Source organism: Chelatococcus asaccharovorans (assembly GCF_003201475.1).
In the GTDB taxonomy this organism is placed as follows: Bacteria; Pseudomonadota; Alphaproteobacteria; order Rhizobiales; family Beijerinckiaceae; genus Chelatococcus; species Chelatococcus asaccharovorans.
Genome location: NZ_QJJK01000022.1, coordinates 1 through 12,257 on the forward strand (window position 1 = coordinate 1; position 12,257 = coordinate 12,257).

A 12,257-nucleotide genomic window follows, 5' to 3' on the forward strand; every position below is an offset into this window, starting at 1 on the left:
GGCGCGATTTCTTGATCTCGGACGGGCGGATCAAACTCATCGACTACGAGCTTTGCGTGCTCAAGGCATTGCGCGAACGCATCCGGGCCAAGGAGATCTGGGTGGTTGGCGCCGATCGCCATCGCAATCCGGACGACGATCTGCCCAAGGATTTCGATCGGCGGCGCGTCGAATATTACGCCGATCTCAGCCTCTCAATGGATGCCCGCGCCTTCACCGGGGCGATCAAGGCGCAAATGGAAGAGGAGTTGCATCTTCTCAATGCCAATCTGCCGAACAACAACCGCGTGCGCATCCTGACGCGCGGCGCGAACCGGATTTCGATTTCGCCGACGCCGCCGCAGCCCGAGCCACCCGGGTTGGTAGCGCTGAAGACCGAAGTCGGCCGCCGCTGGCCGATGGTGGCGTTGCTCGATCTTCTCAAAGAAGCCGCGCTCGACACCGGGTTTCTGGAGGCGTTCAAGACCTCTGGCGAACGTGTGGCGCTCGATCCCGAGACGCTGCAACGCCGGCTGTTGCTGTGTCTTTACGGCCTCGGCACCAATGCGGGTCTGAAACGCGTGAGCAATGGCGCCGAGGATGTGAGTTACAAAGAGCTGCTTCATGTCCATCGCCGCTTCATCCACGCGGACGCCTTGCGCGAAGCCGCTTCGCGGGTCGCCAACGCGACAATGCAGATCCGGAACCCGGCCATCTGGGGCGAGGTTGGCACGGCCTGTGCGTCGGACTCGAAGAAATTTGGTGCCTGGGATCGCAACCTGATGACGGAATGGCATATCCGTTATGGCGGCCGCGGCGTGATGATCTACTGGCATGTCGAAAAGCGTTCGACCTGCATCTATTCGCAACTCAAACGCTGCTCCTCCTCGGAGGTGGCGGCGATGATCGAGGGGGTGCTGCGCCACTGCACCGACCTGGAGATCCGCCGCCAATATGTCGACAGTCATGGCCAGAGCGAGGTGGCATTTGCATTTTGCCATCTGCTCGGCTTCGAACTGGCGCCGCGCCTGAAGGCGATCGCCCGGCAGAAACTCACCCTGCCGCGTTCGGGCATGAAGGGCGAGCTGCCGAATCTGAGGCCCATCCTCTCTGAGGTGATCGACTGGGCCTCAATCGAGCGGCAATACGACGAGATGGTGAAGCACGCTATCGCCATGCATCGCGGCACCGCCGATGCGGAAGCGATCCTGCGCCGCTTCGCCCGGTCGGAGATCATGCATCCGACCTACAAGGCTCTCGCCGAGCTCGGCCGGGCGATCAAGACGATCTTCCTGTGCCGTTACCTGCGCCAAGAGGCGTTGCGGCAGGAAATCCACGAGAACCTGAACGTGGTCGAGAACTGGAACAGCGCTAACAGCTTTGTCTTTTTCGGCAAGGGCGGTGAGGTAGCGACAAACCGGCTGGAGGATCAGGAGATCTCGGTGCTGGCGCTGCATTTGCTGCAGAACTGCCTCGTCTATGTCAACACCCGGATGCTGCAGTCGGTGCTCGGCGATCCGGCCTGGGCGATGCGCATGACGCCGGAGGATCACCGCGGACTGACACCGCTCAATTACGCGCACGTCAATCCCTACGGGCGCTTCGAGATCGACCTGGATAGCCGCATCGATTTCGAACGGAGGGCAGCGGCATGACATACTCTTTACAGAAGACGCATTCTGTGAAGAGTGAGCCGATGCCGATCCGGAGGATTCAGCACGCTATGCCGCACGTCAGGGCCATCGCCAACCGGCGAAATGTAAAGAGTGTCGCTTCTCTGGCTGCCGATCAACACGAACGCCGCAAGGATTTCCTCGGCGAAGCCGAAATGGCGTCCTTGCTCAAGGCAGCCCGCAAATCCCGGCACGGCATCCGCGACCACCTGCTGATCCTGATGATGTACCGCCACGGTCTGCGGGTCAGCGAAGCCATTGCACTGCGGCGGGAGCATGTAAACCTGAAGGAAGCGCGGATCTGGATTCCGCGCCTCAAGAATGGGCTGTCTGTGGAACAGCCGATCGCCGGTGACGAATTGCGGACGATCAGACGGTGGCTGGCGATGCGCCAGGACCATCTGCCATGGCTCTTCATCTCCGAGCGCAAGCAGCCGTTCACCCGTCAGGCCGTCAACTACATTGTCGCCAGCGCCGCAACGCGGGGCGGCCTCGTGAATGTCCATCCCCACACGCTTCGGCACTCTTGCGGCTTCTCGCTCGCCAATCGCGGGCACGATCTACGCCTCATCCAGGACTATCTCGGCCATCGCGACCCGAAGCACACTGCCCATTACACTCGCGTCGCCGCCAGCCGCTTTGACGGTCTGTGGGGAGCGCACTAATGGCGGGGCGCAGAGGAATTACCGCCGAGAAGCTGACGGCGCTTGGGGTCGAGCGTTTGGCGGAAATTCTTGTCACGCTCGCCGAGGAAGATCGCGACATCAAGCGGCGTTTGCGACTGGAACTCGCCGAACAGGATGGCGGAGATGAACTTGCTGCCGAGATCGGCAAACGCCTGGCCTCGATAAAGAAGGCTTCTTCGTTCATCGATTGGCAGAAACGGCGGGAATTCGAAAAGGATCTTGATCTGCAGCGCGAGATGATCACCGAGCGCATCGCCAAAACCAGACCCGACCTGGCATTGGACCTGATGTGGCGCTTCATGGCTCTGGCGGAACCGGTCATCAATCGGGTCGACGACAGCAATGGCGTCGTTGGCCAGATCTTTCGGCAGGCTGGTCATGAGCTGGGAGAGATCGCGGCCAAGGCCAGGCCGGAACCGCTGCTGCTTGCCGAGCAGACATTCGATGCCGTCACCAGCAATCACTTCGGCGAATATGACCGATTGATCCCCGCCATCATGCCGGCGCTGGGTACGGAGGGCATCGATCATTTGAAAGCCAGGCTTCATGATGCCCTTGATCGGCGGCCGCGACGAAATGGCGAATATGATCATGGGGCGGCCGCCATTGCGCGGACGCTGCGAGAAATAGCCGATGGCAAAGACGATGTTGACGCCTTCATCGCTCTGACCCCGCTGAAGGCACAGCAGACGCCGAGGGGCGCCGCCGGCATTGCGCGACGGCTTCTCACGGCAGGACGCGCGCAAGAGGCGATGAACGCGCTACAGAAAGGCGCGCCGAACGAAGAGGCCGTCGCCACGCATGATCTCTGGATCGACGGATACCATGGTTATTTCGGCCACTCCGAATGGGAAGATGTCTATATTGATGTGCTCGACGCGACCGGCGAGCCTGAAAAGGCACAGCAGAAACGTTGGGACAGCTTCGAAAAGCACCTTCTGGTCGATCGCCTACGAGACTACCTGAAAAGGCTCCCCGACTTTGACGATGTCATCGCCGAGGAAAAGGCCATGGCCCATGCGCTGACCTTCGCCAACATGATGTCGGCATTGGATTTCTTCATCGAATGGCCGGCATATGATCACGCCGCCAAGCTTATCGTCCAACGGCACACGGAGATCGATGGCAATGGCTATTATATGCTCACTCCAGCCGCGCGGGCGCTCGAAGGGAACCACCCGCTCGCTGCCGTGCTGCTACGGCGCGCGATGATCAACGACACGCTGGACCGAGCGAAGTCGACCCGGTACCGCCATGCCGCCCGCCACCTTGCGGAGTGCCAGTCGCTCGACAGCGCAATTTCGGACTATGCAGATCTTGGCGATCATGCAGCGTTCCTCACATCGCTACAGGACAAGCATCGACGCAAGGAAGGCTTCTGGGGACGGGTCCGGGAATTCTCGGGCCGACGGAAATGATGTTCTTAATATGTTCTGTCCGCTGTCGTTTTTGAGCAGCTATGTGGTCATTGGGCCTATTCGGCGATGCTGGAAACATAGCCGTCGGGACGAACCAGCACGGCGCGCAGACCGCGAAAAGCCGCGTGATCGACGGGCCTTGCCGTGACGGAACGGATCCGTTCGCATCGCAGCCAATCCGGCGCACCCGCCTGAGCGCCTGCTTCGAATGCGATGTGCAGCCAGTTGCCTTCCGCCAGCAGGCTGTAGATCGCGGACATCGTCTCATTGACTATGACATCGATATCCGGGATGCGGACACCTTCGGCCAGTCGCCCGGCTGAAAGCGCCTCCGTGGCTTCGCGTCCATACGCGACATCGAAGCCGGAAAGCTCCCCCGCGAGCCGTCGGTTCACCGCAGGTATGCGCAGCAGGTCGTTGAGCGTGGCCCGCAGCGCGAGCGTGGCCGGGTCAAAGCGCGTGACAAGGCCGATCTGGGCGAGCGTATTGGCATAGAGCGCCTCTCCCACGGGTCGCCGCTCCGCAGTATAGGTGTCCAGCAACGAGGCCGGGGCCTCGCCCTTCACCACCGCGGCCAGTTTCCAGCCAAGGTTCATGGCATCCTGCAATCCGACATTCATGCCCTGTCCACCCATCGGCGCATGGATGTGGGCTGCGTCACCAGCAAGCAGGATCCGCCCCTTGTTGTAGGTCGATGCCAGTCGCGTCTCGTCAGTGAAACGCGACATCCAGATCGGGTCACGCGGTCCGAACTGTTGCCCTGCGATGCGCGCCGCCGGCGTCGCCAACTGGTCGAGCGTTACCGGCTCGGTCCTCGGAACGTGCATCTGTTCAGGATCGACCATCACGATCCTATGATGCTTGCCGTCGCCGAGCGGTGCCACCATGACGAGGCCGTGCTCGTTGGTGACGGAGACGACGGGCGCCGATGGTGGAGCGTCGAGCACGACGTCGCCCAGCATGAGTGTGTTGCGCGCGTCATGACCCTCATATGCGATACTGGCCTGCTCCCGGACGATGCTGCGTGCGCCGTCGGCGCCCACCACATAATCCGCGATCAACTCCCCGATATCCGTCGCGACGTGAATCCGGTCACCTTTGTCCGCGACAGCTTGGACCGAGACACTGCGACGGAGGTCCACTCCCAGTTCGAGAGCATGTTCCTCGAGCTTCGCTTCGGTGACGGCCTGTGGCATGAACAGCGTGTAGGGAAAACGGGTGTCGAACGGCGAAAAGTCCAGCCGCGTATCGAGAACAGCGTAGTGACCGGTCGGGATCTGCCTGCCTGTCGCGAGCAGCCGATCCGCAATTCCGCGCAACGCAAAAACTTCCAGCGAGCGGCCATGGATCGTCAAGGCACGAGATTGCGTGGTGGGTTCGCAACGCCGCTCGATGACCGCGACGTCGATCCCGGCCAGTTTCAGTTCACAGCCTATCCAAAGCCCGACGGGGCCGGCGCCGACCACAATGACATCAAGGCGATTTTTCACGTCCACATCTCCAACCTAACGTTGTTAGTTAAATCTAACGATGTTAGACTGTCAATGCCGCGGGAGACAGATTGTGAAAATTGTCAAAGAGGATGTGGTCACGAAGGCCCTGGAACTGCTGGATGAGGCCGGTCTGGAGGGCCTTACGATGCGCAAACTCGCCGATGCCCTGAAGATTCAGGCGCCGTCGCTCTATTGGCATTTCGCCAACAAGTCCGAGCTCCTGGATGGAATGGCTGACGCTCTTCTGGAGAACGTCGGGCGCGGTGTCTCGCAAGATCAACCGTGGGAAGGCCGTCTTTGCCAGATAGCAGGTGAGCTTCGCCAGGCACTCCTGTCACGTCGCGACGCGTCCCGTGTCTTTGCCGGAACCTATCCGATCAGCGGGAACATCCTCCGCGTCGGCTCGCTCATCCATGACTGCCTTCTCAATGCGGGCATGGATGAGCGCCGGACGAGTTGGAGCGTCTTCATCCTTTCCCACTACGTGATCGGTTTCTCAATCGAGGAACAGGCGTTGATGAATGTTCCGGAGGAGCTTCGTCAGGGCCGAGATAACGGAGCAAATGACCTTCTCGCAAGATTTCCGTCGGCCGCCATCTCGGTACGTGGGATTGGGCCTGACAATGCGGATGAGCGCTTCGCGTTTGGCTTGCAAATCCTGATCGGTGGATGGAAGTCTCTATCGAATTCCAACAGTGATCAGATCAAGTCATCTTCTCGAATACGGTAAAGGCTCACGCTATCTGATCTGCCCGGCTGCATGCCGCCAGGCATGGGACTGCGGCCCAATAAATTTCAGTCTTCATCCTGTGCTGATATTTCTCCTCAATCGTCTCTCTGACACCCACTGGCAGACTTACGCTATCCTCGATCATCTTCCCGCTCTGCCGAAAACTGCTGACTTCAGGTCATGCCTCGGGTATCCATACCCCGGACGATGAAACGCTGACCGATGAAGACTACGCGGGAGTTGCTGGCGCTGGCGCAACAGGCGCCGAGCGGTCTGACTTCGCCGCTTGGGGTGTAGGAGGCGACGATCGTCGTCGCTCGCGTGCTCGATCTGCCGAACCGCCAAAAGCCGTCCCATCGAAATGCAAGCGGCGGAACTATTCCAGCGGTCGCGGGTTAAGATGGGATGCGTACAACTGGACCTTAAACCCGCCCCGCTTGCCGGTGCGGCTTTTTTCTTTTGATCGGTGGTGCTAAAAACTCGCGGCGCTCGTTCACGGATGCGTTCGTCCGCGTTAGCCGTTGGCTGTTGGAGCTGGAGCATTTCCGATGAGGGGTTTTGCGTCGCCCGGTTCGCGGCCCTTCACGCACGTGGAGAACATCCGCACCAACGTCGAAATGCGCGGCTGAAACGCTTGCTTCCGAATATCCGAGCGCAGCCGATATCTCTCCCAGCAACATCTTGGTGTCTTCGAGCAACTGTCGAACAATTTCGAACCGTACTTCGTTCGATATCGTCCTATACGAAAAGCCAGAGTTAGCGAGTTTGCGAGATAATGTTCTGCGGTGCATAGCTGAAAATTTCGAAAAGCGATCGGCGTTGCAATCATGATCTGTTAATTTGACACGAAGCATCCGACGAATTTCATCAGGAAAATTACTATCGAGGCTCATTCTTGCGCGCGCGATTCGCTCCAGGAGAACGGAATGGATAACCGGATCTGAACCCTCGATAGGCTTTGTGAGATCGCGTTTAGGGAGCGATATGCTCGCTGTTTCTTGATTAAATCGGGTTGGCGCTCGAAAATGGTTGTAATACGGAGTGAGATCTTTCGGAGGCCTCCCGCTAACTCTTCCGGCTTTACGTATGCACTCGCGAGAGCGAAAGGCACGCCGCGTGCTTTGAGAGCCTCCGCGACCGGGGTCACGAGTTCGTTTCCAAGTTGACGTCGAGCAGCGCCACGGCGGGCAGCTCCTCTTGGAGGAGGCGAAGCGCCGCCTTCACCGAAGCGGCCGGTCCAATGACTAGCCACCCTTCCGCCTCAAGCATAAGCTGTAAATCCCCCGCGATAAAAAAGTCATCCTCCACGATCAGCACGGATTTTTGCACGGCGCAGCCTTCAGGATGGGGGAGATGTATCCCCCAATGGAATAGCAATCTCGACGTTCAAACCGTTATCACCATAATGATGTTCCACGCGCCCGCCGAGACCATGGGTAATCGCAGACTTGATCAGCTGAGTCCCGTAGCCTGATTTGACGGGTGGGCTTGTCAGCGGACCGCCGCTCTCGATCCATTTGAGCCGTAGAAGGGCGTTGTCTGCGAACTCCCAACTGATCTTGACTTGGCCACCCTGCCGAGACAAGGCGCCGTACTTGAGGGCATTGGTCGCGAGCTCGTGGATCACTAGACAAAGCGTGGTGGTCATCGCGGATGGGAGGTCCACGGCGACGCCCGGCTCGATCGCAACCCTCCCGGCCTCCGCCATATAGGGGGCCAGAAGGCGTTCGATCAGAGCCAACAGGCCATTTTCCGTGTCGGTGGAGAAGGCCAACTCCTCCGCCTGCACCAGCGCGCTGAAACGGCCCAAGAAGGCGTCGCGGTACTCCTCGGCCGAGCGCCCCTCAGTCTGGGTCTGTCGCGCGAGCGATTGGGTCACGGCGAGCAGATTTTTTATACGGTGTCGAGTTTCGCTAAAAAGCATCTCCTTTGCAGCATCGCGTTTCAAGCGGTCTGTCGCATCCACGATTGTCAGCAGCAATGTACGCCCGTCATGGTCCGGGTGACGCAGCGTACGGGCCGTAAGAAGCATCGTCCTCCGGCCAAGCTCGGGAAAATCGTGCTCCACCTCGTAGTTGATAATGGCCGCGCTCTTGGGGATCACGCGGACCAACAGCTCACGCAGCTCGGGAATATCCCACTGGCCGTCTCCCAACTCGTAGACGTACCGTCCGATCGTATCGTAACGATCAACCTTGAATGTCTCGTAGAAGGCCAGGCTGGCGGCCTGGACCCGCAGCGCCTCGTCCAGCACGAGCATAGGATCCGCCACGGTATCGACGATACCTTGAGCCTGAACGTGGCTGCTCCGCAAAAGGCGATAGAGGTCTTCCGTGCTCATCATCGTCGGGCCCCCGCTAAATCGAATACGCTACAAGCGAACCCGCAGTTGCACAAGAATAGGCTTATCCGCTCTAACAGTTCCTGTTGGAGTTACAGCTGACCAGACCGCCCATGGCAAAGCTTCCGGTAAGCGACAGCCCGCTTTCGACTACTCGATTGGAAAAAAACCCTCCGATTTTCTTGATTGACAGAGCTGCCGCTGGCCATTTGTCTCGATTGCCATAGACGAGTGGGGTGGGAACTACGAAGAGTCTGATTTGCTCGGTAGCGGAGATGCTGCCGCTAACCTTCGCAGTGCCATCGGCCGCACTGACGTCGGATCGATAAACTGGCGGCGAAACTCGCGAGATGTCCGGTGATAGCCGACAAGGACGCGCGCTTGACTTGCTACGATGAAGCGGCGGCATCGCCGCACTGGCTCGCCTCGGCTCCAGTTGAGGAGCCCGAAGTTGAGGAGCCCGACGAAAGCGCTTGGATTATTCCGGAGAGCAAGTCCCGATCGACGGCCGCCCATAGGTCTCTGCGACGAACCGACCAGGCGATGTAATGCTATCATCCGCTCCCGTAGAGCGCGATCGTCAAGGCGTCCAGATTGGTATCGCACGGTCATGCGACAGCAGCCGATGGCTTTACGCGCCAGCCGTTCGCTCATCGCGTGATGCGCAAAAGATGCGCGACGGCTTTCCGCTGCGGTGGGCGTCACCACTTCTTTCCCAGAAGCCCCTCCAGCGCAACATTGTCGAGCATCGCATCTGCCAGCCTCCGCTTCAGCTTGGCGTTCTCGTTCTCGAGAGTTGACGCGGGCCTCCGACACATCCATCCCGTCAAACTTCGCCTTCCACTTGTGGATGATGGCGTCGCTCACACCGTGCTTACGGCACGGAGCCATCAGCTCACGACGCCACCTCGAACGGTAGGCGTTCCCATGGGATCTACGAAGCCGACAGTAGGCCACTAAGGCCTAGCTCAGGCAGCTTTCCAGAATGAAGGTTGAAAACCCTAGGGACTCATGCAGCCCATATCGGCTAAGCGGTTCCGAGGCACATCGGTTACAAATCAAGCAATGCCGGAAGGAAACCGGATTCCCGGTTAACCTTCTCGGTGTCGTGGCGTGCCTTCACAGTCTCACAAGAGGCTCAAAAAATTAGGCAGGTTCGCCGTCACGGTTGCGGATTGTCTCGCGTGCGCTACGCCAATCCCAGCGCGGCAGGCGCCTCTCGAAGAAGCTTGCCATTCCCTCGGTTGCGTCGTCCCAGTCCCACATGTCCGCGACCCGATCGACCGTGTACCCGAAATTGTCATCGTAGCCGTGCCGGTCGACGAAGCGGATCAAGTCTTTGATTACGGCGACGGCTTTCGGCGAGCATCGTAAGCTGAGGTCAATCTCCTTTTCAACGGCGTCATCAAGCGCTTCATGATCGACGGCCATGCTTAGCATCCCGAACCTCACGGCTTCCTCGCCCTTGAAACTTTTTGCGTTCAGGAACAGCCGCCTCGCGTTCGCTTCGCCGATCCGCTTGACAACGTAAGGCGAAATCATACCCGGAACCATACCGATCCTTGCCTCGGTGACCGCGAAGCTCGAAGTCTTGGTGCCGATGGAGATATCGCAGGCGCAGACAAGGCCGATTCCGCCAGCGTAGGCGTCGCCGTTGATCCTGCCGATCAAGGGCTTATTCAAAGTGTCGAGTTCTCGAAGCCACAGAGCCAGCTTTTTTGCCTCAAAGATGCGTTCTTCCCGGGGCTTGCCGTTTTGGCTCTGCTGGTACTTGAAATCGCCGCCCGCGCAGAATACGTCGCCTTCGCCCGAGAGGACGACCAAGCGGACGTTATTGTCTTCAGAATACCGCTTCAGCACAGACCGAGCTTCGTCGTACATCGTGCCGTTCATAGCGTTTTTCACCTTGGGGCGCGCGAGCGTAAGGTACCCGACGCCTCTCTCGTCCACATGCGCATTAATTGTCTCGTAGCTCATCGAGATCGGCACCCTTTCAAATCCAAAACCATTCGTCAAACAAGGAGATAGGCGTCCAACTTGAGCCCGCCCGTGCCGTTCTCATTGATGACAGCGTAGACAATCAAATTTACAAACGGGCGACCGTTAGTTTATAGGAGTTCTCCTGAAGGTTCAACGAGATTGGGTGGAGACGCATGACCCACGAGGAAGGTCTGGCCAAGCTAGAGGCAAAACGCCAGTCAGCGCTGGCCGGCGGTCAGGGCAAGGTGCGCGACAAACATATTGAGGCCGGGAAGCTGTTGGTTCGCCAACGGTTGGAAATCCTCTTCGACGACGGTTTCGATTTCGAGGACGGGCTGCTCGCCGGCAGTGAACGTGATCTACCCGGCGACGGCATCGTTACGGTGATCGGCAAGGTCAACGGCAGAGACGTGGCCGTTGTCGCGAACGACATGACGGTCAAGGCGGGCACGTGGGGACCGCAGGCGCTGCTGAAATTCAACCGAATGCAGGAACTCGCGCTTGAGACCGGCATTCCGCTTCTTTATCTGGTCGACTCTGCCGGGGCGCGTATCGACCAGCAGAAGGAATTATTCCTTGGGCGCAACGGCTGGGGGAACATCTGGTACAATCAGGTCCAGATCTCGGGGCGCGTTCCCCAGGTTTGTGTGTTGTTCGGGCCATCTCCGGCTGGCGCCGCTTACGTCCCCGGACTCTGCGATCTCGTCATCATGGTCGACAAACAGGCGTCAGCTTACCTGGGCTCGCCGCGCATGGCGAAGATGACCATCTTCGAAGACGTAACCGAAGAACAGATGGGAGGAGCACGCCTCCACTGCATGTTCAGCGGTCTGGGCGACGTGCTTGTCAAGAACGACGCAGAGGGCATTGAAAAGGCGAAACAGTTTCTTTCTTATCTCCCGTTGAACTGGACGGAAAACGCACCTTCCGCCCAAGCTACGGAGCCGAACGCCGAAGCCGTCGGAAAGATCGATACGGTCGTACCCATCAATCAGAACGTCCCTTATGATGTCCACCAGCTGATCGATGGCCTTATCGACGAAGGAAGTTTCTTCGAAGTCAAGGAACTCTACGCGAAGGAGATGACGGTCGGTATGGCCCGACTTGGAGGGCAGCCTGTCGGCATCGTCGCGAACAATTCCAAGCACAAGGGCGGGGTCATCTTTAGCGACACGTCGGACAAGGCGGCGCGTTTCATTTGGTTGTGCAATGCCTACAACGTTCCGTTGCTGTTTCTGCAGGATGTCAGCGGCTACATGATCGGCAGCTCCGTTGAGAAGTCTGGCATCATCCGGCATGGAGCGAAACTGCTCTCGGCTGTCTGCGAATCCTCGGTTCCACGCATCTGCGTTCTCGTTCGCAAGGCCTATGGGGGAGGATATCTGGCGATGTCAGGCGCCCCCACGCATCCCGACGCAATGCTGGCTTTGCCGACCGCTCTGCCAGCGCTTGTCGGCCCGGAGGCCGCGGTCAACGCGATCCACTACAACAGGATCATGGAGCTTCCTGAGGAGGAGAGAGCGGACTTCGTCAAGCAAAAGCGTGACGAGTTCGCTAAGGACATCGATGTGTACCGGGCTGCAGCTGATTCGTTTGCGGCGGAGGACGTCCTTCCTGCCAGCCGGTTGCGTGACGACCTAATCAAGAGGTTCCGAATTTATAGCCGCCGCGATGCCAAAGTCATCAACCGCCGTTCCGCCGTACACCCAGTTTGAGGAAAAATCAGATGGCCAAGTTCATTAGCTCCACCATGGCAGGGACGATCTGGAAACTCGAGCTGAAGGAGGGGGACACCTTCGATCTCGGCGACAAGGTCGCGATCCTTGAATCGATGAAAATGGAAATCCCTGTCGAGGCAGACGATTCCGGCACAGTGCTCAAGGTTCTGGTCCAGGAAGGGGACGTCGTCGACGAGGGTACACATCTCATCAGCTTCTCGTAACGCAGGGGAGGGCGG

At 58.9% G+C, this 12,257-nt stretch carries 12 protein-coding genes; 6 read left to right on the forward strand and 6 right to left on the reverse strand.

Features of this window, described 5'->3' with window-relative positions; translation table 11 throughout:
• The 3 genes from C7450_RS31760 to C7450_RS31770 all read left to right on the forward strand — a co-directional run.
• The coding region (locus C7450_RS31760; protein WP_110378431.1) for a Tn3 family transposase at positions 1-1,634 on the forward strand (1,634 nt) is incomplete at its 5' end.
• A gap of 68 nt (positions 1,635-1,702) precedes the next feature.
• A complete protein-coding gene (locus C7450_RS31765) occupies positions 1,703-2,317 on the forward strand; it encodes a tyrosine-type recombinase/integrase (protein ID WP_170147547.1) in 615 nt (204 codons plus the stop codon).
• A complete protein-coding gene (locus C7450_RS31770; RefSeq protein ID WP_110378433.1) occupies positions 2,317-3,756 on the forward strand; it encodes a DUF6880 family protein in 1,440 nt (479 codons plus the stop codon). The genes C7450_RS31765 and C7450_RS31770 overlap by 1 nt, the downstream gene beginning before the upstream one ends.
• A gap of 56 nt (positions 3,757-3,812) precedes the next feature.
• On the opposite strand, the gene C7450_RS31775 is transcribed toward C7450_RS31770, so the two are convergent.
• Positions 3,813-5,246: an FAD-dependent monooxygenase gene (locus C7450_RS31775; protein WP_110378487.1), complete on the reverse strand. Its 1,434-nt coding sequence runs from the start codon at positions 5,244-5,246 to the stop codon at positions 3,813-3,815.
• Between the two features lie 73 nt (positions 5,247-5,319).
• On the opposite strand from C7450_RS31775, the gene C7450_RS31780 reads away from it, so the two are divergent.
• Positions 5,320-5,979: a TetR/AcrR family transcriptional regulator C-terminal domain-containing protein gene (locus tag C7450_RS31780; RefSeq protein ID WP_110378434.1), complete on the forward strand. Its 660-nt coding sequence runs from the start codon at positions 5,320-5,322 to the stop codon at positions 5,977-5,979.
• Between the two features lie 422 nt (positions 5,980-6,401).
• Here the strand turns inward: C7450_RS31780 and C7450_RS34370 are convergent, their stop codons facing one another.
• The 5 genes from C7450_RS34370 to C7450_RS31795 form a co-directional block, all read right to left on the reverse strand.
• Positions 6,402-6,872: a helix-turn-helix domain-containing protein gene (locus C7450_RS34370; protein ID WP_146227608.1), complete on the reverse strand. Its 471-nt coding sequence runs from the start codon at positions 6,870-6,872 to the stop codon at positions 6,402-6,404.
• A gap of 250 nt (positions 6,873-7,122) precedes the next feature.
• Positions 7,123-7,308, reverse strand: a complete 186-nt coding sequence (locus tag C7450_RS34230) for a response regulator (protein WP_170147548.1) — start codon at positions 7,306-7,308, stop codon at positions 7,123-7,125.
• Between the two features lie 10 nt (positions 7,309-7,318).
• On the reverse strand, positions 7,319-8,323 hold the full coding sequence (locus C7450_RS31790) for a sensor histidine kinase (RefSeq protein ID WP_342588568.1): 1,005 nt from the start codon (positions 8,321-8,323) through the stop codon (positions 7,319-7,321).
• Between the two features lie 240 nt (positions 8,324-8,563).
• Positions 8,564-9,211, reverse strand: a complete 648-nt coding sequence (locus C7450_RS35265) for a transposase (protein ID WP_425351274.1) — start codon at positions 9,209-9,211, stop codon at positions 8,564-8,566.
• 255 nt (positions 9,212-9,466) lie between these two features.
• Positions 9,467-10,297, reverse strand: a complete 831-nt coding sequence (locus tag C7450_RS31795; RefSeq protein WP_110378435.1) for an enoyl-CoA hydratase-related protein — start codon at positions 10,295-10,297, stop codon at positions 9,467-9,469.
• Between the two features lie 176 nt (positions 10,298-10,473).
• On the opposite strand from C7450_RS31795, the gene C7450_RS31800 reads away from it, so the two are divergent.
• Both C7450_RS31800 and C7450_RS31805 read left to right on the forward strand, forming a co-directional pair.
• Positions 10,474-12,015: an acyl-CoA carboxylase subunit beta gene (locus tag C7450_RS31800; RefSeq protein WP_110378436.1), complete on the forward strand. Its 1,542-nt coding sequence runs from the start codon at positions 10,474-10,476 to the stop codon at positions 12,013-12,015.
• A gap of 11 nt (positions 12,016-12,026) precedes the next feature.
• Positions 12,027-12,242 (forward strand): biotin/lipoyl-binding carrier protein, encoded by a 216-nt coding sequence (locus tag C7450_RS31805; protein ID WP_110378437.1) that lies wholly within the window; start codon positions 12,027-12,029, stop codon positions 12,240-12,242.
• Positions 12,243-12,257 lie beyond the last annotated feature (15 nt).